This window comes from Variovorax sp. HW608 (assembly GCF_900090195.1).
In the GTDB taxonomy this organism is placed as follows: Bacteria; Pseudomonadota; Gammaproteobacteria; order Burkholderiales; family Burkholderiaceae_C; genus Variovorax.
Genome location: NZ_LT607803.1, coordinates 4,085,706 through 4,106,108, shown reverse-complemented (window position 1 = coordinate 4,106,108; position 20,403 = coordinate 4,085,706). Strand labels below are relative to the sequence as shown.

Annotated in this window: 19 protein-coding genes and 1 tRNA gene; 14 read left to right on the top strand and 6 right to left on the bottom strand. The window is 70.0% G+C overall.

Annotation, left to right across the window (positions count from 1 at the left end):
• Nucleotides 1–14 precede the first annotated feature (14 nt).
• The 5 genes from VAR608DRAFT_RS19355 (at nucleotide 15) to VAR608DRAFT_RS19335 (ending at nucleotide 3,630) form a co-directional block, all read left to right on the top strand.
• On the top strand, nucleotides 15–629 hold the full coding sequence (locus tag VAR608DRAFT_RS19355; RefSeq protein WP_088955521.1) for a hypothetical protein: 615 nt from the start codon (nucleotides 15–17) through the stop codon (nucleotides 627–629).
• 71 nt (nucleotides 630–700) lie between these two features.
• On the top strand, nucleotides 701–907 hold the full coding sequence (locus VAR608DRAFT_RS19350) for a hypothetical protein (RefSeq protein ID WP_088955520.1): 207 nt from the start codon (nucleotides 701–703) through the stop codon (nucleotides 905–907).
• Between the two features lie 106 nt (nucleotides 908–1,013).
• Complete coding sequence (locus VAR608DRAFT_RS19345; protein WP_088958868.1) at nucleotides 1,014–2,603, top strand: ATP-binding protein; 1,590 nt, start codon at nucleotides 1,014–1,016, stop codon at nucleotides 2,601–2,603.
• Entirely contained in the window at nucleotides 2,600–3,283 is a 684-nt protein-coding gene (locus VAR608DRAFT_RS19340; protein WP_088955519.1) for a response regulator, read from the top strand. The genes VAR608DRAFT_RS19345 and VAR608DRAFT_RS19340 overlap by 4 nt, the downstream gene beginning before the upstream one ends.
• Nucleotides 3,284–3,360: 77 nt before the next feature.
• Nucleotides 3,361–3,630, top strand: a complete 270-nt coding sequence (locus VAR608DRAFT_RS19335; RefSeq protein WP_088955518.1) for a hypothetical protein — start codon at nucleotides 3,361–3,363, stop codon at nucleotides 3,628–3,630.
• A gap of 15 nt (nucleotides 3,631–3,645) precedes the next feature.
• Here VAR608DRAFT_RS19335 and corA read toward each other — a convergent pair whose 3' ends face one another.
• Together corA and VAR608DRAFT_RS19325 are read right to left on the bottom strand one after the other, a co-directional pair.
• Complete coding sequence (gene corA, locus VAR608DRAFT_RS19330; protein ID WP_088955517.1) at nucleotides 3,646–4,620, bottom strand: magnesium/cobalt transporter CorA; 975 nt, start codon at nucleotides 4,618–4,620, stop codon at nucleotides 3,646–3,648.
• Nucleotides 4,621–4,685: 65 nt separating this feature from the next.
• Nucleotides 4,686–5,435: an SDR family oxidoreductase gene (locus VAR608DRAFT_RS19325; protein WP_088955516.1), complete on the bottom strand. Its 750-nt coding sequence runs from the start codon at nucleotides 5,433–5,435 to the stop codon at nucleotides 4,686–4,688.
• 161 nt (nucleotides 5,436–5,596) lie between these two features.
• On the opposite strand from VAR608DRAFT_RS19325, the gene VAR608DRAFT_RS19320 reads away from it, so the two are divergent.
• Nucleotides 5,597–6,526: a LysR family transcriptional regulator gene (locus VAR608DRAFT_RS19320; protein WP_088955515.1), complete on the top strand. Its 930-nt coding sequence runs from the start codon at nucleotides 5,597–5,599 to the stop codon at nucleotides 6,524–6,526.
• A 9-nt stretch (nucleotides 6,527–6,535) separates the two neighbouring features.
• Here VAR608DRAFT_RS19320 and VAR608DRAFT_RS19315 read toward each other — a convergent pair whose 3' ends face one another.
• The 3 genes from VAR608DRAFT_RS19315 to VAR608DRAFT_RS37145 form a co-directional block, all read right to left on the bottom strand.
• Nucleotides 6,536–7,267, bottom strand: a complete 732-nt coding sequence (locus tag VAR608DRAFT_RS19315) for a slipin family protein (protein ID WP_443082958.1) — start codon at nucleotides 7,265–7,267, stop codon at nucleotides 6,536–6,538.
• A gap of 67 nt (nucleotides 7,268–7,334) precedes the next feature.
• Nucleotides 7,335–8,303, bottom strand: coding sequence for an NfeD family protein (locus VAR608DRAFT_RS19310; RefSeq protein WP_157731052.1), 969 nt, complete (start codon nucleotides 8,301–8,303; stop codon nucleotides 7,335–7,337).
• Nucleotides 8,282–8,370, bottom strand: a tRNA-Trp gene (locus VAR608DRAFT_RS37145). Before VAR608DRAFT_RS37145 ends, VAR608DRAFT_RS19310 begins: the two co-directional genes overlap by 22 nt.
• A 12-nt stretch (nucleotides 8,371–8,382) precedes the next feature.
• On the opposite strand from VAR608DRAFT_RS37145, the gene VAR608DRAFT_RS37140 reads away from it, so the two are divergent.
• A complete protein-coding gene (locus tag VAR608DRAFT_RS37140; protein ID WP_157731051.1) occupies nucleotides 8,383–8,565 on the top strand; it encodes a hypothetical protein in 183 nt (60 codons plus the stop codon).
• Nucleotides 8,566–8,871: 306 nt separating this feature from the next.
• On the opposite strand, the gene VAR608DRAFT_RS19305 is transcribed toward VAR608DRAFT_RS37140, so the two are convergent.
• The gene (locus VAR608DRAFT_RS19305) at nucleotides 8,872–9,876 is read right to left on the bottom strand and encodes a Bug family tripartite tricarboxylate transporter substrate binding protein (RefSeq protein ID WP_088955512.1); all 1,005 of its coding nucleotides are present in this window, start codon (nucleotides 9,874–9,876) and stop codon (nucleotides 8,872–8,874) included.
• Between the two features lie 151 nt (nucleotides 9,877–10,027).
• On the opposite strand from VAR608DRAFT_RS19305, the gene VAR608DRAFT_RS19300 reads away from it, so the two are divergent.
• From VAR608DRAFT_RS19300 to VAR608DRAFT_RS19270, 7 genes are all read left to right on the top strand, one after another.
• Nucleotides 10,028–11,701, top strand: a complete 1,674-nt coding sequence (locus VAR608DRAFT_RS19300; RefSeq protein ID WP_088955511.1) for an MBL fold metallo-hydrolase — start codon at nucleotides 10,028–10,030, stop codon at nucleotides 11,699–11,701.
• Nucleotides 11,698–12,405, top strand: coding sequence for an RNA pseudouridine synthase (locus VAR608DRAFT_RS19295; RefSeq protein WP_088955510.1), 708 nt, complete (start codon nucleotides 11,698–11,700; stop codon nucleotides 12,403–12,405). Before VAR608DRAFT_RS19300 ends, VAR608DRAFT_RS19295 begins: the two co-directional genes overlap by 4 nt.
• Before the next feature lie 77 nt (nucleotides 12,406–12,482).
• The gene (locus tag VAR608DRAFT_RS19290) at nucleotides 12,483–13,952 is read left to right on the top strand and encodes an efflux transporter outer membrane subunit (protein ID WP_157731050.1); all 1,470 of its coding nucleotides are present in this window, start codon (nucleotides 12,483–12,485) and stop codon (nucleotides 13,950–13,952) included.
• A gap of 5 nt (nucleotides 13,953–13,957) precedes the next feature.
• Nucleotides 13,958–15,160 (top strand): efflux RND transporter periplasmic adaptor subunit, encoded by a 1,203-nt coding sequence (locus VAR608DRAFT_RS19285; RefSeq protein WP_088955509.1) that lies wholly within the window; start codon nucleotides 13,958–13,960, stop codon nucleotides 15,158–15,160.
• Nucleotides 15,157–18,321: an efflux RND transporter permease subunit gene (locus tag VAR608DRAFT_RS19280; RefSeq protein ID WP_088955508.1), complete on the top strand. Its 3,165-nt coding sequence runs from the start codon at nucleotides 15,157–15,159 to the stop codon at nucleotides 18,319–18,321. Before VAR608DRAFT_RS19285 ends, VAR608DRAFT_RS19280 begins: the two co-directional genes overlap by 4 nt.
• Nucleotides 18,318–19,004: a heavy metal response regulator transcription factor gene (locus VAR608DRAFT_RS19275; RefSeq protein WP_088955507.1), complete on the top strand. Its 687-nt coding sequence runs from the start codon at nucleotides 18,318–18,320 to the stop codon at nucleotides 19,002–19,004. The genes VAR608DRAFT_RS19280 and VAR608DRAFT_RS19275 overlap by 4 nt, the downstream gene beginning before the upstream one ends.
• Nucleotides 19,001–20,401 (top strand): heavy metal sensor histidine kinase, encoded by a 1,401-nt coding sequence (locus tag VAR608DRAFT_RS19270; protein WP_088955506.1) that lies wholly within the window; start codon nucleotides 19,001–19,003, stop codon nucleotides 20,399–20,401. The genes VAR608DRAFT_RS19275 and VAR608DRAFT_RS19270 overlap by 4 nt, the downstream gene beginning before the upstream one ends.
• Nucleotides 20,402–20,403 lie beyond the last annotated feature (2 nt).

Genomic DNA, 20,403 nt, shown 5'->3' with positions numbered 1-20,403 from the left:
AACAGTTGCACTGCATGAACGCCGCCCCGATCAGCGTCGCCGTCTCCGCCGCCTTCCTGCTCTACGCATTCTGGCGCACGCTTCCCGCGCGCACCGGTGAGCGCACGCCGCGAGCCGCCCAGCCGGCGCCGATGCGCGCCGCCCGCCGCCCACAGCATCACGCCGACATCCGCCAACTGCTGGGCCAGATGTCGGAATCGCTGCGGGCCCGACTCCAGTCCGCCGGCATGGCGCTGGAGATGATGCTCCCGAGCGACCCGCTGCCCGTGCTGCTCGACCACTCGGGCATGCAGGAGGTCTTCGCGCACATCGTCGATCTCGCGTGCCGCGCCATGCAGGCCGGCAGCACCTTGCGCGTGCTTGGCCGCGTCGAAGGCACGCATGCGGTCGTCAACTTCATGGACGCCGCGCCCGGCGCCGGCGAGCCGCGTCTGGCGCGCTGCTTCGACGCCGCGGCCAGCGCGACCGCAGCGCGGAATGACGACGGCGATGCGGCGGCGAGCGTCGCCCTGTGCACGCAGATCGTGTCCGAGCACCGGGGCCGCATCTACTCGGCGCCGTCGCCGCTGGGCAGCCTGGGCATCACCCTGCGGCTTCCGCTGCAGGACGCGATCGGGAGTGTCCATTGACCTCCGCTTTTTCTCCCACTTCGCCGTGCACAGTCGCCGTTTCGCCTCTTGCGCTCCCCGTCGCCACGAACATGGTCCCCTCGTCGATCCGCAGCCCTGGCCTGGGCCATGCCCTCGGTGCGATCGGCGCGCTCGGCCTGTTCGTCGCCACCGGCTTCGCCTGCGGCAGCGGCGCGAGCCTGACCCCTCCTTCGACCTTGGCGCCGATCATGGCCACCGGCCCTGCGAACGCCTCGACCAGCACGGCCAGCACCGAAAAGACCTGCCCCGCCAAATGACGCCTCGTGGCTGCGGGCGCGCCGTTGCGGGCCGGCTCCTCGCGGCCTGAGCTCGATCCGCCCGCCGCGCATGCCGCACAATGCGGCGCCCCCCGCATCCGCCGCCATGCCCCGCCTGACCCTCTTTAGGAAGATCTTTCTCGCTCTGGTGCTGCTGCTCGCGGCGCTGCTGGCGATCTTCACCGCCTTCTCGTGGCTCGGCCTGCAGCGCGGGCTCGGCGCCTATGTGGCGGAGATCGAGATCCGGCGCATGGACTGGTTCGCCGAACTGCTGCGCAAGCACCACGCCACGAACGGCAACTGGGACGACCTGCGCAGCAACGAGGCCGCTTGGCTGCGGCTGCCGATGAACGCTTTCGGGGTGGAGGAGCGCGATTCCGCCATCGCCGGCCCGCCCGGCGCGCCGCCAGGCCGCATCCCGCCGTGGCCGCCGCACGATTTCCGCCCGCCGTCGTGGGAGATCGGCCCGTCGGGCGGCGATCCGCCTCCGCCCCCAGGCGGGCCACCCGAACTCCTGCCGCCCCGACCCTCGTGGCCCCCGCCGCGGCACGGCATGCTGGGCGAGCTGCTGCGCAATCCCGATTCGGTCTACCGGCGGCTGGGCCTGCTCGACGCGAACGACGTCTGGGTGGTCGGCGCGAAGGTCGATCCATCGACCGCCGCGCGCCTGCCGCTGCGCGAGGGCGACCGCCTGATCGGCACGCTGGTGCTCGCGCCGCTGGAGGGGATGGAAACCGACGCCGACCGCGCCTTCGTCGCGCGCCAGTCCGGCTTCGTCATCTGGACCGGCGTGGCGGGCCTCGCGATGGCGCTGCTGCTCGCATGGCTGCTCGCGCGCCGCTGGTTCGCGCCGATCGACGCGCTGACGCAGGGCGCGCAGCGCATTGCCCAGGGCCGGCTGGACACGCGCGTGCCCGTGCGCGGGAGCGACGAGCTCGCACTGCTGGGCCGCACCTTCAACGACATGGCCGAGCGGCTCGACCACATCGAAGCATCGCGCCGCGAATGGCTGGCCGACGTCGCGCACGAGCTGCGCACGCCGCTGGCCGCGATGCGCGCCGAGATCGAGGCGCTGCAGGACGGCGTCCGCAGCTTCGACCAGAAGACCGCGCTGCGGCTGCACCGGCAGGTCATGCGGCTCGGGCAGCTGGTGGACGACCTGCGCAGCAGCATGCGCGAGCAGAGCGAGAGCTCGCCGCTCTTCGTCACGGTCTATCCGCTCTCGATCCTGAAGGAGGCGCTCGCGCTGACCCGCGAACGTTTCGCCCAGCGCATGATCTCGCTGGACGCCGCCGCGCTCGACGCGCTTGCCGGCCGGCATCCGCCGTCCGCGCGCGGCGACGCGCGCCGGCTGCACCAGGCGTTCATGAACCTGCTCGAGAACACGCTGGCCTACACCGACACCGGCGGCCGCATGCGCATCGATGCGCAAGTCGAGAGCGACGAAGGCAGGGACCGTCTCGTGCTTCGCTTCGACGACAGCCCGCCCGGCGTGCCGCCCGAGGAAATGCCGCGCCTGTTCGAGCGGCTGTTCCGCGGCGAGGCCTCGCGCAGCCGCGCGCTCGGCGGCTCGGGGCTCGGGCTCGCGATCTGCCGCGCCACCGTCGAGGCGCACGGCGGATCGATCGAAGCCGCGCCCTCGCCGCTCGGCGGATTGCGCCTCACGGTCATCCTGCCGCTGGAGAATGCGGCATGACGCGCATCCTCGTGGTCGAAGATGAAGACGACATCGCCTCGGTGCTGGTGGACTACCTGCGCCACGCAGGCTACGAGCCGGAGCGCGTCGCCGACGGCGAGGCCGCGCTCGAACGCATGGTGGCCGACCCACCCGCGCTCACGCTGCTCGACGTGATGCTGCCGCGCCTGGACGGCATGGCGGTGCTGCGCGAGGTGCGCCGGCACAACGCCAATCCGGTCATCATGCTCACCGCCCGCATCGAGGAGGTCGACCGCCTGGTCGGCCTCGAACTCGGCGCGGACGACTACGTGTGCAAGCCCTTCTCTCCGCGCGAGGTCGTGGCGCGGGTGCGCGCCGTGCTTCGCCGCAGCGCGGCGCAGGATGCGCCGGCCGCTCCCGCGGTGCGCCGCCTGGAGCTCGACGACTCGCTGTGGCGCGCCTCGCTGGATGGCGTGCCGCTCACCCTGACGCGCCTCGAGTTCCGGCTGCTGCAGGCACTCTCGCGTCAGCCGGGGCGGATCTTCTCGCGCTCCCAGTTGCTGGACCTCGCCTATGACGACGCCGCCGAAGTGACCGAGCGCGCCGTCGACAGCCACGTCAAGAACCTCAGGCGCAAGCTGGCCGCGACCGGGTCCGGGCACGACTGGATCCGCTCGGTCTACGGCGTCGGCTTCGCCTTCGAAGAACCTGCCGACTGAGCGGCGCGCGCTCGCCACTCCCAGATTCCTCCGAAGTTGCGGGCGAGCATCGGCGCCGCAACAAGAAGGAAGACCCCGTGACTCGTACCTATGGATGGAGCCTGCTCGGCCTCGCCGCCGTGCTGCAAGGATGCGTGATGCCGCCCCCGCCGCCTCCGCCACCCCCACCGCCCCATCATCACGAACACCGCCCGCCGCCGCCCGAATTCGTGCGCGCCTGCGAAGGCCAGCAGGAAGGCGCTGCGGTCCAGCTCACCGGGCGCAACGGCGAGCCGCTCACGGGCACCTGCCAGCGCGCACCGGACGGGCGGCTGGTCTTCATGCCGCCGCCACCGCCGCAACGCTGAGCGCGGCGCGCCGGCTCAGACCCAGCCGGCGCGCCTGAAGCGGTAGTAGAGAAAGCCGCAGAGCGAGACGATGAGCAGCAGCGCGACGACATAGCCGTAGCGCCATTCCAGCTCCGGCATGTTCTTGAAGTTCATGCCCCAGATGCCCGCGAACGAGGAGCACACCGCGAAGATCGCGGCCCAGGCGGCGAAGCGCTTCGCGACCTCGTTGTCCTCGATGGTCACCATCGAGAGATTCACACTGATCGCGGTGCCGATGGTGTCGCGGATCGTGTCGGTGGACGCATTGATGCGCCCGAGGTGGTCCACCACGTCACGGAAGTAGGCCTGCGAGCCCATGCAGATCTGCGGCACGCGGCCGCCGTAGAGCTTGCCCGCGCCCTCCAGCAGCGGCGCGACCGCATGCTTGAGCACGGTGAGCCGCTGCTTCAGCTCGTAGAGCCGCTTGACGTTCTCGCGCGCCTCGCCCTTGGCGAAGATGCGCTGCTCGATCGTCTCCAGCTCGACCTCGAACGCATCAATGATCGGGAAGTAGCGGTCGACCACCGCGTCCATCAGCGCATAGAAGACGAAGCCCGGGCCGTTCTTCAGCAGTTCCGGCTCGCGCTCGCAGCGTTCGCGGACCTCGGTGAAGCCATGCTCGCTGCGGTTGCGCACCGACACCACGTAGTTCTTGCCGACGAAGACGTCGATCTCGCCGATGCCGAGTGTGGGTTGCCCATCGCCTTCGGGCTCCAGCAGGTGCATCACCACGAACAGCGAATCGCCGTATGCCTCCACCTTCGGCCGCTGGTGGCCGTGCCGCGCGTCCTCGACCGCGAGCGCGTGCAGCCCGAACTCCTGCTGCACCTCGGCCAGCTCCCCGGGCGTCGCATCGTGCAGCGCCACCCACACGAAGCAGCCCGGGAGCCTGAGGTATTGACCGATGCTCGAGACCGGAATGTCGGCGAGCTTGTTGCCGTTTTCATAGACCGCGCAGTTGACGAGCATGCGATTCACCCTCGGTGGGACAAGGACGACCCATCTTGCCACGGGCCGCCTTCGGCGGCGGGCGCTCAGAGCTGGCTCATGCCGCCGTCCACGATGATTTCGCTGCCGACGATGAAGGCCGACTCCGGCGCCGCGAGGTGCAGCACGGTCGATGCGAGCTCTTCCGGCGTGCCGAAGCGGCCGAGCGGGACCTGCGCCTGGATCTGCGCGGCGGTGGCTTCCAGCGCGCCCGCGTCCAGCCCCAGCTTGCCGTAGAGCGGCGTGCGGATCGGCCCGGGGCTCACGACGTTGACCCGCGCGCCGCGTGGCAGCAACTCGGCCGACAGCGTCTTCGCCAGCGAGACGACCGCCGCCTTGCTCGCCGCATAGACCGCGCTGCTCGGCATGCCGATGTGGGCGTTGATCGAGCCGTTGATCACGATCGACGCGCCCTGCGCCAGCAGCGGCGCGAGGGCCTGGATCTGGAAGAACACGCCCTTGACGTTGATGTCGAAGGTGTCGTCCCAGAGGGCCTCGGTCACGTCCGACAGGCCCGCGAACTTCGCGATGCCGGCATTGAGGAATGCCGCGTCGAGCACGAGGCCGCGGCTCGAAATCGCGGCGGCGAGCTCCTTCGCGGCGCCGGCCGCGGCGGCATCGTTGCGCACTGCGATGGCGCGCGGGCCGAGTTCGGCTTGCGCCTTGTCGAGCGCCGCGGCGTCGCGTCCGGTGACGACGACGCGCGCGCCTTCCGCGATGAAGGCCTTGGCCGCCGCGAGCCCGATGCCGCTCGTGCCGCCGGTGACCAGGACGGTCTTGTCTTGAAAGCGTTCCATGATGTTTCTCCGTTTGGGTTGCGGTGCAATCACCGTGGAATGAATGGTCGGCTTCCGGGCGGCTTTTGACGTACCGGCTTGGCGACGGACATGTTCGAAAACATCGAACGTTCCGGCCGGACATGCCATCATCCGGCCGAACTGGCCCGAGGGACCCGAACATGCTGTCCAACGACGAACTGGCGCTGCTGGAGGCGATCCGCGAAAGCGGGAGCCTGTCGCGCGCGGCCGCCCGGCTGGGCAAGGCGCCGTCGACGGTGTCGCACGCAGCCCGCCAGCTCGAGGAGAAGTTCGATGCGCTCTTGTTCGACCGCCGGCGCTACCGTCTGCAGCTCACGCCCGCGGGACAGCTTCTCGCGCAGGAGGCCGCCCGGCTGGCGCTCGACGTCTCGCGGCTGTCGCAGCGCGTGCGGCAGGTCGCCAGCGGCTGGGAAGACCGGCTCTGGATCGTGACCGACGAGGTCATCGAATTCGAGACGCTGCTGCCGGTCATCGCCGCCTTCGATGCGCTCGACTCCGGCGTGCCGCTGCGCGTGACGCACGAAGTGCTGCGCGGCACCTGGGAAGCCCTGCGCGACGGCCGCGCCGACATGGTGGTCGGCGCCACCAACGAGCCACCGTCGCACCAGGGGCTGCGCTGGTTCGAGCTCGGCGTCATGGAATGGGTCTTCGCGGTATCGCCGCGTCATCCGCTCGCCGAGGCGAAGGAGCCGCTTCGCCGCGACACGATCGCGAGCCATCGCGCGGTCGTCGTCGCCGACACCTCGCGCGGCACCGCCGGCAGCGCGTACGGCGTCCAGGGCGGGCAGGCCACGCTGGCGGTACCGACGATGCACGCGAAGATGCTGGCCCAGCGCGAGGGGCTCGGCGTCGGCTGGCTGCCGCGGCAACGCGCCGCTTCGCTGATCGCGCGCGGCGAGCTGGTGGAGAAGAAGACCGCCAATCCGCGCGAGCCGAACACGCTCTACGTGGCGTGGCGCGGCGAGCAGGAAGGCCAGGAAGGCCGCGCGCTCCAGTGGTGGCTCGACCAGCTCAGGCAGCCCCGGCTCGCGAAGCGGCTGGTGCAGGGGCTGGACCTGTTCGCCCGCTGACGCGCGCCCTCAGGGCTTCGATGCGTCCTGCTTGCGCTGCATGGTCTGCAGCCAGGGGCCGATGACGTCCACCGGCAGCGGGAACACGATGGTCGAGTTCTTGTCGGCCGCGATCACGGTGAGCGTCTCGAGATAGCGCAGCTGCAGCGCCTGCGGATGCCGCCCCAGGATCTCGGCCGCCTCCGCGAGCTTGACGGAGGCCTGCAACTCGCCTTCGGCATGGATCACCTTGGCGCGCCGCTCGCGCTCGGCTTCCGCCTGCCGCGCGATCGCGCGCACCATGGTCTCGTTGAGGTCCACGTGCTTGATCTCGACGTTGGTGACCTTGATGCCCCACTGGAAGGTCTGGGCTTCCAATGTCTTCTGGATGTCGAGGTTGAGCCGCTCGCGCTCCGCCAGCAGGCCGTCGAGGTCGTGCTTGCCGAGCACCGCACGCAGCGTGGTCTGCGCGAGCTGGCTGGTGGCCTCGAAGTACTTCTCGACCTGGATGATCGCCTTCTCGGGATCGACCACGCGGAAGTACAGCACCGCGTTCACCTTCACCGAGACGTTGTCGCGCGTGATGAGGTCCTGGCTCGGGATGTCGAGCACCATCACGCGCAGCCCCACGCGCACCATCTGCTGGATGCCGGGGATGAGGATCACGAGCCCCGGCCCCTTGACCTTCCAGAAGCGGCCGAGCTGGAACACCACCCCGCGCTCGTACTCGCGCAGGATGCGCAGCGCTGCGGCGGCGATCATCGCCAGCAGCACCACGAGGAAGGCGATGAGCACGAGGCTGAAGTTGATGAACATGATGAGCCTCGTTTCAGGCCCCGGCGGGGCTTTGCTGGCCTTCCTCGTCGGTCACCTGGAGCGCGAGGCCCTGGACCTGGGTGACGCGGATGCGCCGTCCGGGGCGCAGGGCTTCGGAGCCGCGCACCTTCCAGTAGTCGCCCTGGATCTGCGCCCAGCCTTCGCCATTGGCGAACTCGACCAGCTCGCCGGTCGCGCCGACCAGCGTCGAGACACCGACCGCCAGCGGCCGTCGTCGCGACTTCGCCGCGATGCCGCCGACGACGAGGATGAAAGCGGCCGAGCCCAGCGCCAGCAGCCCGATCAGCCACAGCGGCACGCCGAAGCCCGGCGCCTCGTTGTCGATCAAGAGCACCGCCCCGATGCAGAAGGCCACGACGCCGCCGACGCCGAGAACGCCGAAGGTCGGCAGGAAGGCCTCGGCGATCAGGAATGCCACGCCGAGGAAGATCAGCCCCAGCCCCGCGTAGTTGACCGGCAGCATCTGCAGCCCGAAGAGCGCCAGCATGAGGCTGATCGCACCCGCCACGCCGGGCAGCACGAAGCCGGGGTTGGAGAATTCGAACAAGAGGCCGTAGACGCCGATCATGAGCAGGATCAGCGCCAGGCTGGGCTCGGTGATCACCGACAGCAGCCGGGTGCGCCAGTCCGCATCGACGACCAGCAGCTCGGCACGCTGCGTGGCGAGCTTCACCTTGCCGTTGATGGTGCGCACCTCGCGTCCGTCGGCCTGCTGGAGCAGGTCGGACACATCGCGCGCGACGAAGTCGACGACGTTCTTCTCCTTGGCTTCCTGCGCCGACAGGCTCACCGATTCGCGCACCGCCTTTTCCCCCCACTCCGCATTGCGTTCGCGCAGCTGCGCCAGGCTGCGGATGTAGGCCGAGGCATCGGCGAGGCGCTTGGCCGTCATCGCGTCGCCTTCGGGCTCGCCCTTGGATGGAGACTCCGGCTTGGCGGTGGGCGCGGCCGGATTCGGCATGCCGATCGCCACCGGCGTCGCCGCACCGAGATTGGAGGCCGGCGCCATGGCCGCGATGTGGCTCGCGTAGAGGATGTAGGTGCCGGCACTCGCGGCGCGCGCGCCGTTGGGTGCGACGAAGCTCGCCACCGGCACCGGCGAGGCGAGGATGTCCTTGATGATGCTGCGCATGGAGGCGTCGAGCCCGCCCGGGGTGTCGATCTGGATCACCACGAGGCGCGCGTTTTCCTTTGCCGCCTGCTTGAGTCCGCGCCGGATGTAGTCGACCGACGCGGGGCCGATGGCGCCTTCGAGCTCCATCAGCACCACGGTTCCGGGCTTCGCGGCGGCGGGCGTCGCGGCAGGCGGCGGCTCGGGCGTGGCGGCGGGCGGCGCGTCGGGCACGGCTTGGGCATGGGCCGCTCCTGCCGCACAGGCGGAGAGGACCAGTCCTGTCAACCATGCTCTGGCGGACCTCATCGTTTCATTCTAGGGAGCGGCAGGCGCGCTGTCACATCGCGGCGCAGCAGAGCCTGCCGCCGGTAGGGGGTGCCCGAGCCACACGCAGTGGGCGAGGCTGGGGGCGAGCTCAGTCCATGCTGATGTTGGCGGTCCTGGCGACCTCGGCCCATTTCACGCGGTTGGCGTGGACCGTGTGCTTGAACTGGGCCGGCGACTCGATGCGGATCGTGTTGCCCTGGCTCTCGAACTTCTCGCGGATCTCCGGCTCCTCGAGCACGGACTGGATCGCCGCGTTGAGCTTGTCGACGATGCGCGCATCGGTGCCCTTGGGCGCGAACACGCCGAACCAGATCGAGCTGTCGAAGCCCTGGGTGCCCGGCAGGCCGCTCGACGCGATGGTCGGCACTTCCCTGACCGCCGCCACCGGCTTGGCGGTCGTCACGCCCAGCAGGCGCACCTTGCCCGCCTTGTACTGCGGCAGCACGGTCTGGACCTGGTTCATGATGCAGCAGGTCTCGCCGCGCACGACCGAGGTGATCGCCTCCGGGCCGCCCTTGTAGGGCACATGCACCATGTCGAGCCCGAGCCGCGAGTTGAACTCGGCGAAGGCCATGTGCGTGCCGGCACCGTTGCCGGTCGAGGCGTAGTTGTACTTGCCGGGGTTCGCCTTGACCACGTCGACGAATTCCCTGAGCGTCTTCACGTTGATCACGTCGGGGTTGATCGTGAGCACGTTCGAGACGTCGAGCACCGGCGCGACCGGCACGAAGTCGGCTTCGACGTCGAAGGGCAGCTTCTTGTAGAGCGCCGCATTGCTGCCGTGCGTGGCCGCGGTGCCGAAGGCGAAGGTGTAGCCGTCGGGCCTGGCGCGCGCGACATACTCGCTCGCGATGTTGCCGGCCGCGCCGGAGCGGTAGTCGATCACCACCGGCTGGCCGAGCTTGCGCTGCAGCGGCTCCTGGATCGTGCGCGCCACCACGTCGACGCCCGAGCCCGCCGGGAAGCCCATGATCAGCATGATCGGCTGGTGCGGCCAGTCGGGCTGGGCGAAGGCGGCGGGCGCCGCCGAGGAAAGCGCCAGCGCGGCGATCGCGAGGAAGCGGCGGGTGCGGCCGCAAGAGGTATCGGTCATGGACGGTCTTTCGATCGGGCGGTGGATCGGGCGGATGAACAGCCAGCGGGAGATTGTGGCGCCTCGCTCATCACCGGCCGGGCAGAAGCTTATGCCCCGAAACCCGCCCCGGGGCGCGGCGGCAGGCTTCTCCCGATAATCCTCGGGAATCATGGTCCGTCCCACCCAACTGCTCCATCCCCAGCGCGAACCGGCACGCCCGCATCCCGCTGCCACCGTGCTCCTGCTGCGCGACACGCCCGAGGGCGTCGAGGTGCTCATGACCCGCCGATCGGCGAGCGCCAGCTTCGCGCCCGGCGCCTACGTCTTCCCGGGCGGGCGCATCGACGAGGGTGACGCCACCGCGCGCCCGATCGCCACCCGACGCGACACGCAGAGTGACGCGCAGCTCACGCAGGCGATCGCCGCGATCCGCGAGAGCTTCGAGGAACTGGGCGTGCTGCTGGCCCGCCACCCGGACGGCCGGCCGGTCGGCGCCGACGAATTCGCCACCATGGACCGCAGCACCGCCGCCACCACCGTCGCGTTCGCGAAGCAGTGCGCGCAGCGCGGCCTGCTGCTTTGCACCGACCAGGTCTACACCCTCGCGCACTGGACCACCGACCGCGATCTTCCCAAGCGCTTCGACGTGCCCTTCCTCGTGGCGCGCATGCCCGAAGGGCAGACGCCGAGCGCCGACGAGGCCGAGCAGTTCGAGCCCTGCTGGGTGCGCCCCGCCGACGCGCTGGCGCGGCACAAGGCCGGCAGCTTCTTCATGATCTTCCCGACCCTGCGCACGCTGGAGCGGCTCGCCGCCTACGAGACGGTGGATGCGGTGCTCGATGCCTGCGCGACCCGCGAAAGCGGCGAGGGACCGCTGTGGACCAGTTGCCCGCGCGCCGGCCTGCTGCGCGGCGAGGAGGCGCGCTACATGGAGCACGAATCGGCCTTCGGCGAACTCGCACTGGTCAGCCCCGACGGCCAGCTCGTGCACACGCTCGACTGGCAAAGCGAGAAGCCGGTGCCGCTGCTGAAGAACGTGCAGCGCCTCACCGCGTCCAATCCCGGCCCGATGACCGGCCCCGGCACCAACAGCTACATCGTGGGCGATGCCTCCACCGGCTACCTCGTGATCGACCCGGGCCCGGACGACGCCGCGCACATCGAGCGCCTGTGGCGCGCGACGGGCGGCGACATCCGCGTGATCGTCTGCACCCATTCGCATGCCGATCATTCGCCGGCTGCCGCGCCGCTGCAGCAGCTGTGCAAGACGCCGCCGCCGATCCTCGGATTGGCATCCGCGTCCACCGCGCGATCGTCCGCGCGCTTCACGCCCGATCGCGAACTGGCGGACGGCGAGCGCATCGTGCTCGGCGCCGGCGCGCACACGCACACCCTGCGCGCGGTCCACACGCCGGGCCACGCGGCCAACCATCTGTGCCTCGTGCTGGAGGAAGACGGCCTGCTTTTCTCCGGCGACCATGTGCTCAACGGCAGCACCACCGTCATCGATCCGCCGGACGGCAACATGAACGCCTATCTCGGCTCGCTCGACAAGCTCGACGCAACTTGCGAGCAGGGCGGCGTCGACTTCATCCTGCCCGCGCACGGCTACGTGCTCGGCAATGCGCGCGCGGCGCTCGCCCACCTGAAGGCACACCGCCTGAAGCGCGAAGCCAAGATCGCCGCCGCGATGCGCAAGCTGCCTCAAGGGACACCGGAAGACTGGCTGCCGCTCGCCTACGACGACGTGCCGCAGCGCATGTGGCCGGTGGCCGCCCGCTCGCTGGCGGCGCATGTCGAGCGCATCCGGCAGAGCTCGAGAGGCATGAGGTCCACACAGTGACCGATGCGCAAGAAGGCATCCGCCTCGCCAAGCGCGTGGCCGCGCTCGCCGGCTGCTCGCGGCGAGAGGCCGAGCTCTTGATCGAGAACGGCGCGGTCCGGATCGACGGCGAGCCTGCCCTGCTGCCGCAGACGCGCGTGCTGCCGGAGCAGCGTGTCGAGATCGAACCCGGTGCGCGCCCCGAGCCGGTGGTGCCGGTCAGCCTGCTGCTGCACAAGCCGGCCGGCACGCCGACCGACAACGCACACCGGCTGCTGGTGCCCGCCAACCATCACGCCCCCGAGCGCGCCGGCCTGCGCTTCCTGCCGCGCCATGTCGCCGGGCAGCGCTGCATGACCGCGCTGGAAACCGGCGCCAGCGGCCTGGTCGTCTTCACGCAGGAATGGCGCGTCGAGCGCCGGCTGCACGAGGATGCCGCGATCCTCGAGCACGAATTCATGGTGGACGTGGAAGGCGCCGTCGGTCCCGAAACCCTGCTGCGCTTCGACCGCACGCCGGCGCGCGTGAGCGTCAGCCAGCGCGGCGAAGGCCACACCGGCCTGCGCTTCGCGATCAAGGGCCCGCAGCCCGGGCAGATCGCCAACCTGTGCACCCAGGCCGGCCTGCGCATCCAGTCGATGAAGCGCATCCGCATCGGCCGCATCCCGCTGGCGGGCCTGCTGGCGGGCCAGTGGCGCTACCTGCTGCCGAGCGAGAAATTCTGAGAGGCCGCAAGGCCACCTGACAGGATTGTCATTTTCCTGTCAGGCTGGCGTGCCGCAGCGCGGCCTAGAGTGGCCGCATGCGAATCCTCTGTCTGGCCCTGGCCGCATCACTGACGGCTTGCGCTGTCGGACCCGATTACCGGCGCCCCTCGTTGCCGGAGGGCGTCTCGGCGCCCGCATTCAAGGAAGGCGATGACTACTGGAAGGCGGCAGCGCCCGGCAGCGTCGATGCCGGCCAGCCGTGGTGGACGGCCTTCGGCGACAGCCGCCTCAATGACCTGGTGGATGAGGCCAATCGCGCCAACCAGGACGTCCGGGCGGCCGAGGCGCAGTATCGGGAAGCACAAGCGCTGGTGCAGAACGCACGCTCGGCGCTGTTCCCGACACTGCAGGCCAATGCCACGGTGAGTCGGGGGCAGAGCCAGACGGTGCTCGGCCCGAAGCTCGGCGACTCGCATGCGTGGTCGCTGCAGGCCGCCTGGGAGGCCGACCTCTGGGGTCGCGCGCGGCGCGGGATCGAAGGCGCGAGCGACAGCGCCCAGGCGAGCGAGGCCGATCTGGCCGCCGCGCGACTGGCGATCCAGGCGGAAGTCGTCAGCGACTACATCCTGCTGCGCGTGGCCGATACCCAGCAGCAGCTCTATGCGCGCACCGTCGAGGCCTACCAGAAGTCGCTGCAGATCACGCAGAGCCAGTACCGCGTCGGCGTCGCCACGCGCGCCGATGTGGAGCTCGCCAACACGACACTGCAATCGACGCAGGCGCAAGCGATCGATATCGAGATCGCGCGCCGGCAGGCCGAGCATGCGATCGCCGTGCTGATGGGGCGGACGCCGGCCGGCTTCTCGATTGCGCCGGACCGCTTCGCGCTCACGCTGCCGCAGGTGCCAGCCATGGTGCCGTCGGAGCTGCTGGAGCGCCGGCCCGACATTTCCGCGGCCGAGCGCCGTGTCGCCTCGGCCAATGCGGGCATCGGCGTTGCGCAGGCCGCGCGCTATCCGACGCTCGCGCTCACGGCGGCGGGCGGCTACGGCGGCTCGGGCTTCGGGCCCTGGTTCTCGACGCCCGACCGGGTCTGGGCGCTCGGCGCCGCGCTCGCGGCCACGATCTTCGACGGCGGCCTGCGCGCCTCGCAGGTCGAGCAGGCGCGCGCCGTCTTCGATGCCTCCGCCGCGACGTACCGCAAGACCGTGCTCGCCGGCTTCCAGGAAGTCGAGGACAACCTCGCCGCGCTGAGCCTGCTCGCGCAGGAGCGCGGCGTGCAGGAAGGCGCGGTGCGCTCCGCGCGCAATGCCGAGCGCGTCACGCTGAGCCAGTACCGCGCCGGCACCGCGCCCTATCTTGCGGTCATCACCGCGCAGGCGCTCGCGTTGAACAACGAACGCACGGCGCTCCAGTTGCAGGGCCGCCAATACGCCGCCAGCGTGGCGCTCACCAAGGCCGTCGGCGGCGGCTGGGACGCGAGCCAGCTCCAGGCCCGCTCCGGCGCGAGCCCGATGGCCACATCCGCCGCCGCTTCCGGACCGGTGGCTTCGACCAACGAATGAACGACATGGATACCCCCACACCCCAAGCTCACCCGCGCCGACGCTGGTGGATCGCCGGCGCGATCGCGCTGCTGGCCGTGCTGATCATCGCCACGGGCGCATGGCGCAAGTCGGCGCATACCGCGCCGACGGCGGGACCGCCGCCGGTGCCCGCGAGCACGGCCCGGGTCGCGAGCGAAACCGTGCCGATCGCGCGCACCGGCGTGGGTACGGTGATGACGGTCGCTTCGGTCACCGTGCGCACGCGCATCGACGGCCAGCTCGACGGCGTGGAATTCAAGGAAGGGCAGGACGTGAAGGCCGGCCAGGTGCTCGCGCGCATCGATCCGCGCAGCTTCCAGGCGCAGCTCGAGCAGAGCCTGGCGCAGAAGTCCAAGGACGAAGCCCAGCTCGCCAACGCCCGCGCCGACCTGCAGCGCTACGGCGAGCTGATCAAGGAAGACGCGACCACGCAGCAGACGCTGGACACGCAGCGCGCGCTGGTCAACCAGCTGCAGGCGGCGGTCAAGAGCGACGACGCGCAGATCCATCTGGCGCAGGTGCAGCTCGGCTACACCACCATCACCGCGCCGCTCAGCGGCCGCGTGGGCGCGCGGCTGGTCGATCCGGGCAACATCGTGCACGCGGCCGATGCCAACGGGCTCCTGGTCATCAACCAGATCGATCCGATCGCGGTGCAGTTCACCCTGCCCGAAAGCAGCTTCCAGGCCGTGAACCGTGCGCTCAACACCCAGCACGCGCCGCTGCCCGTCGAGGCCATCGACCGCGAAACGCACGAGGTGCTCGCGACCGGCAAGCTGGTGCTCTTGAACAACCAGATCGACACCGCGACCGGCACCATCTCGATGAAGGCGCAGTTCGCGAACGCCGAGCACAAGCTCTGGCCCGGCCAGTCGATCGATGCACGGCTGGTGCTGGGCGAGCGCGCCGATGCGCTCACCGTGCCTTCGGCCGTGGTGCAGCGCAGCCAGGACGGCTTCTTCGCCTACGTGGTCGGCCCCGACGACAAGGTGCGCGTGCAGCCGATCGAGGTGGCCGACACGGTCGGCGGGAAGTCGGTGATCGCCAAGGGTCTCGCCGTGGGTGACCGCGTCGTGACCGACGGCCAGTACCGCCTGACGCCGGGCGCACGCATCGTCGAACGGCAGCAGGGCGGCAGCATCGGCGGCGGGGCCGAGGTGGCCGAGGCCGGGGAAGTGAAGCGATGAGCATCTCCGCCGCCTTCATCAAGCGACCGATCGGCACTTCGCTGCTCGCGGCAGCGCTGCTGCTGATCGGCCTCGTCGCCTGGCCGCTGCTGCCGGTGGCGCCGCTGCCGCAGGTCGATTTCCCGACGATCCAGGTCACGGGCCGCTTGCCGGGCGCGAGTCCGGAGACCATGGCCGCCAGCGTCGCGCAACCGCTGGAGCGCCAGTTCTCGCTGATCCAGGGGCTTTCGCAGATGACCTCGACCAGCTCGCTCGGGCTCTCGCAGATCACCCTGCAGTTCGACCTCGACCGCAGCATCGACGCCGCCGCGCTCGACGTGCAGAGCGCCATCAACGCGGCCGGCGGCCAGCTGCCGCAGAACCTGCCGAGCCCGCCGAGCTTCCGCAAGATCAACCCGGCCGACACCTCGGTGCTGGTGCTCGGCGTGCAGTCCAGGGTGCTGCCGCTGATCCAGGTCAACGACTATGCGGACAACGTGCTGGCGCAGCAGATCTCGCGCATCCAGGGCGTGGGGCTGGTCAACATCTTCGGCGTGCAGAAGCCGGCGGTGCGCATCCAGATCGATCCGGCCAAGCTCAAGGCGGTCGGCCTGAGCCTGGAGGAGGTGCGCGGCGTGATCGCCAGCACCACCGTGAGCCAGCCGACCGGCACCATCGACGGCGAGCGGCAGGCGTTCAACGTCTACACCAACGATCAGCTGCTGAAGGCCGCGCCGTGGAACGACATGGTGCTGGCCTGGCGCAACGGCGCGCCGATCCGCGTGCGCGACGTCGGCGTGGCGGTGGACGGCCCCGAGAACGCCAAGGTCGCCGCCTGGGGCTACGCCGGCAAGGCGGCGAGCGAGGGCAGCGACATCGCCGACGGCCGCGCGATCATGCTCGCGATCACCAAGCAGCCCGGCGCCAACGTGATCGAGACGGTGGATCGCATCCAGGCCGCGCTGCCCAAGCTCAAGGCGGCGATCCCGCCGAGCGTGACGGTCAACACGCTGATCGACCGCACGCAGACCATCCGCGCCTCGGTCAAGGACGTGGAGTTCACGCTGCTGCTGTCGATCGCACTCGTGGTGGCGGTGATCTTCGTCTTCCTGCGCAACCTCACCGTGACGATCATCCCGAGCGTGACGGTGCCGCTCGCGCTGCTGGGCACGGCGGCCGTGATGTACGTGGTGGGCTACAGCCTCGACAACCTCTCGCTGATGGCGCTCACGATCGCGGTCGGCTTCGTGGTGGACGACGCGATCGTGATGCTGGAGAACATCTACCGCCACGTCGAGGCGGGCATGCCGCCGATGGAGGCGGCGCTCAAGGGCGCGGGCGAGATCGGCTTCACCATCGTCTCGATCTCGGTGTCGCTGGTGGCGGTGTTCATTCCGCTGCTGCTGATGGGCGGCATCGTCGGGCGGCTGTTCCGCGAGTTCGCGGTGACGGTGACGCTGACGATCGTGGTGTCGGTGCTGATCTCGCTCACGCTCACGCCGATGCTGTGCGCGCGCTTTCTCAAGCCGCACACGGCGAACGAGAAGCATGGGCGGCTCTACCAGTGGTTCGAGAACGGCTTCGACGCGATGCTCGCCGGCTACAAGCGCGGCCTCACGGTGGTGCTCAGGCATCCGTTCATCACGCTGATGAGCTTCATCGCCACGGTGGCGGCGACGGTCGCGCTCTTCATCGTGATCCCCAAGGGCTTCTTCCCGCAGCAGGACACGGGCTTCATCTTCGGCTCGGCCGACGCCGCGCAGGATTCTTCCTCGCAGGCGATGCATGACCGCATGCTCAAGCTCGCCGACATCATCCGCGAGGATCCGGACATCGCCAGCTTCGGCCTGCAGGCCGGCGCGAGCACCTTCAACTCGGGCAACTTCTTCATCGGCCTTCGGCCCAAGGACGAAGGCCGCACCGCCAGCGCCGACGAGATCATCGCGCGGCTGCGGCCCAAGCTGGCGCCGGTGCAGGGCATCACGCTCTACATGCAGGCGGGGCAGGACATCAACGTCGGCGGCCGGCTCTCGCGCACGCAGTACCAGTACACGCTGACCGACTCGAACCTGGGCGAGCTCAACCAGTGGGCGCCGAAGCTGCTGGCGCGGCTGCGGGAGTTGCCGCAGCTCACCGACGTGACCTCCGACCAGCAGAACGCCGCGCCGACCGCGATGGTGACCATCGACCGCCAGCGCGCCTCCAGCTACGGCATCACGCCGGCGATGGTCGACGCCACGATCTACGACGCGGTCGGCCAGCGCCAGGTGGCGCAGTACTTCACGCAGCTCAACAGCTACAACGTGGTGCTGGAGGTCACGCCCGAACTGCAGCGCGACCCGTCGCTGTTCGATCACCTCTACCTGACCTCGCCGATCAACGGCCAGCAGGTGCCGCTGTCGACCTTCGTCAAGCTCGACACCAGCAGGACCGGCTACCTCTCGATCAGCCACCAGGGCCAGTTCCCGGCGGTGACGATCTCGTTCAACCTCAGGCCCGGCGTCTCGCTCGGGCAGGCGGTCGACGCGATCAACGCCGCGCAGGCGCGGATGGGCGTGCCGGCCACGCTGAGCGGCACCTTCCAGGGCACCGCGCAGGCCTTCGGCGATTCGCTGCGCACGCAGCCCTACCTGATCCTGGCGGCGCTGGTGTCGGTGTACATCGTGCTGGGGCTGCTGTACGAGAGCTACATCCATCCGCTGACGATCCTGTCGACCCTGCCGTCGGCCGGCGTGGGCGCATTGCTGATCCTGATGGCCGGCGGGTACGATCTGAGCGTGATTGCGCTGATCGGGATCATCCTTTTGATCGGCATCGTGAAGAAGAACGGCATCATGATGGTCGACTTCGCCCTGCACGCCGAGCGCGACAAGGGCATGTCGCCCCGTGATGCCATCTTCGAGGCCTGCCTGCTGCGCTTCCGGCCGATCATGATGACCACCATGTGCGCGCTCCTGAGCGGCCTGCCGCTGATGCTCGGCCACGGATCGGGCTCGGAGCTGCGCCGGCCGCTGGGCTACGCGATGGTGGGCGGGCTGATCCTGTCGCAGATGCTGACGCTGTTCACCACGCCGGTCATCTACCTGTACCTCGACCGCGCGCATCACTGGTACGTGCGCCGCAAGGCGGCCCGCCGGCAGCGCGGGCGGCCCGAGGCGACCGCGGGAGCCATCGCCGAATGAAAGTGCTGATCGTCGAGGACGAGCGCAAGACGGCCGACTACCTCTGCCAGGGATTGACCGAGCAGGGCTGCACCGTCGATGTCGCCTTCGACGGCATCGACGGCCAGCACATGGCGCTGCACTACGACTTCGACGTCATCGTGCTCGACGTGATGCTGCCCGGGCTCGACGGCTTCTCGATCCTGAAGTCGCTGCGGAGCGTGAAGAACACGCCGGTCATCATGCTCACTGCGCGGGACGGCGTCGCCGACCGGGTGCGCGGCCTGCAGGACGGCGCCGACGACTACCTGGTCAAGCCCTTCTCGTTCCTCGAACTGCTCGCGCGGCTGCAGGCGCTCACGCGGCGCGGGCGCAGCCACGAATCCACCCTGCTGCGGGTGGGCGACCTGCGCGTGGACCTCATCAGCCGCAAGGCCTGGCGGCAGGACCAGCGCATCGACCTCACGGCCAAGGAATTCGCGCTGCTCGCGGTGCTCGCGCGGCGGCAGGGCGAGATCCTCTCCAAGACCGTGATCGCCGAACTGGTCTGGGACATGAATTTCGACAGCAACACCAACGTGGTCGAAGTCGCGATCAAGCGCCTGCGCGCCAAGATCGATGCATCCTTCGACCGCAGCCTGCTGCACACCATCCGGGGCATGGGCTACGTCCTGGAGGACCGCAGCGGCTCGGAGCCGGAATGAGGAACTCGATCGCCACCCGGCTGGCCCTGATGTTCGCCGCCGCCGCGCTGGCGGGCTTCGCGCTGCTCGGTTTCGCGCTGCACCAGGTGCTGGCCGGCGAGCTCGCGCGGCACCAGCAGGCGCAGATCGATGCGCGGCTGGAGGACATCTCGTACATGCTCCAGCACGGCCGCGCGCCGAACCTCGGCGAACGCATCCGCGACAAGCTCGACACCCTCGGCGCCGCCGACCCGCGCACCCGCACCTGGATGTGGAGCGAGGACCCGGCCTACCGTTTCGGCGAAGAGGCGGCCGACATGGTCGCGGCCATCGATGCCGGCCGCGACACCGTGGAGGTGCGCAGGCCGGGCTCCGCGCAGGCCCGCCGCATGCGCGTGCGCGGCCAGACATTGCCAGCTACCCAGGCGCGGCCACCGGTGCACTTCGTGGCCGGCGTCGATGCGCAGCCGTTCCGCGACACCTTGCACAGGTTCGAGGCGGCGCTGCTGGTGTTGACGCTGGCCGGTACGGCGGCCGCCGCGGCGCTGGGGTACTGGATCGCGCGCATCGGCCTCGGGCCGGTGGGGCGCCTGTCGGAAGACGCGCAGCGCATCGGCCCCGACAACCGCGCGCAGCGCCTGCAACTGCCCGCGCTGCCGCGCGAGCTGGCGCGACTCGGCGTCTCGTTCAATGCCGCCTTGGACCGGCTCGATGCCGCCTACGCGCAGCTCGCCACCTTCAGCGACGACGTGGCGCACGAACTGCGGACCCCGCTCGCGAACCTGATCGGCCAGACGCAGGTGGCGCTCGCGCGCGATCGCAACGCGGCCGAACTGCGCGAGGTGCTGCAATCCAACCTCGAGGAACTGGAGCGGCTGCGCGCGATCGTCGCCGACATGCTGTTCCTCGCGCGTGCCGAGCAGGGCGTGCGCGCGCGGGGACTGGTCGCCTCGTCGATCGCGCAGGAGGTCGGCAAGACGGTCGAGTTCCTCGACCTGCTGCTCGACGAGGCCGGCATGACGGTGCAGGTCGAGGGCGATGCGGTGGCGCCGATCGAGACCTCGCTGTTCCGCCGCGCTCTGACCAACCTGCTGCAGAACGCGATCCAGCACTCGCGGCCCGGCGCGCAGGTGCAGGTGCGGATCGGCAGCCACGGACGCTCGGCCGAGGTGAGCTTCTCGAACCCGAGCGCGCCGATCGCGCCCGATCAGCTCGCGCGGCTCTTCGACCGCTTCTACCGCGTCGACACCTCGCGCCGCAACAGCGGCGAGAACCACGGGCTGGGCCTGTCGATCGTCAAGGCGGTGGCGGTGATGCACCACGGCACGGTGTTCGCGCGCTCCGGCGACGGGATCACGACCGTTGGCTTCAGCGTCGCGCTGGAAGGCCGGAACCCGTCGCACGGGGCGGCGATGTGAAA

Coding starts and splice junctions, on each gene's coding strand:
- VAR608DRAFT_RS19355 (WP_088955521.1), top strand. CDS start 15: ATGAACGCCGCCCCGATCAGCGTCGCCGTCTCCGCCGCCTTCCTGCTC.
- VAR608DRAFT_RS19350 (WP_088955520.1), top strand. CDS start 701: ATGGTCCCCTCGTCGATCCGCAGCCCTGGCCTGGGCCATGCCCTCGGT.
- VAR608DRAFT_RS19345 (WP_088958868.1), top strand. CDS start 1,014: ATGCCCCGCCTGACCCTCTTTAGGAAGATCTTTCTCGCTCTGGTGCTG.
- VAR608DRAFT_RS19340 (WP_088955519.1), top strand. CDS start 2,600: ATGACGCGCATCCTCGTGGTCGAAGATGAAGACGACATCGCCTCGGTG.
- corA (WP_088955517.1), bottom strand. CDS start 4,620: ATGCTCGTCAACTGCGCGGTCTATGAAAACGGCAACAAGCTCGCCGAC.
- VAR608DRAFT_RS19325 (WP_088955516.1), bottom strand. CDS start 5,435: ATGGAACGCTTTCAAGACAAGACCGTCCTGGTCACCGGCGGCACGAGC.
- VAR608DRAFT_RS19320 (WP_088955515.1), top strand. CDS start 5,597: ATGCTGTCCAACGACGAACTGGCGCTGCTGGAGGCGATCCGCGAAAGC.
- VAR608DRAFT_RS19315 (WP_443082958.1), bottom strand. CDS start 7,267: ATGATCGCCGCCGCAGCGCTGCGCATCCTGCGCGAGTACGAGCGCGGG.
- VAR608DRAFT_RS19310 (WP_157731052.1), bottom strand. CDS start 8,303: ATGCCGAATCCGGCCGCGCCCACCGCCAAGCCGGAGTCTCCATCCAAG.
- VAR608DRAFT_RS19305 (WP_088955512.1), bottom strand. CDS start 9,876: ATGACCGATACCTCTTGCGGCCGCACCCGCCGCTTCCTCGCGATCGCC.
- VAR608DRAFT_RS19300 (WP_088955511.1), top strand. CDS start 10,028: ATGGTCCGTCCCACCCAACTGCTCCATCCCCAGCGCGAACCGGCACGC.
- VAR608DRAFT_RS19290 (WP_157731050.1), top strand. CDS start 12,483: ATGCGAATCCTCTGTCTGGCCCTGGCCGCATCACTGACGGCTTGCGCT.
- VAR608DRAFT_RS19285 (WP_088955509.1), top strand. CDS start 13,958: ATGGATACCCCCACACCCCAAGCTCACCCGCGCCGACGCTGGTGGATC.
- VAR608DRAFT_RS19280 (WP_088955508.1), top strand. CDS start 15,157: ATGAGCATCTCCGCCGCCTTCATCAAGCGACCGATCGGCACTTCGCTG.
- VAR608DRAFT_RS19275 (WP_088955507.1), top strand. CDS start 18,318: ATGAAAGTGCTGATCGTCGAGGACGAGCGCAAGACGGCCGACTACCTC.
- VAR608DRAFT_RS19270 (WP_088955506.1), top strand. CDS start 19,001: ATGAGGAACTCGATCGCCACCCGGCTGGCCCTGATGTTCGCCGCCGCC.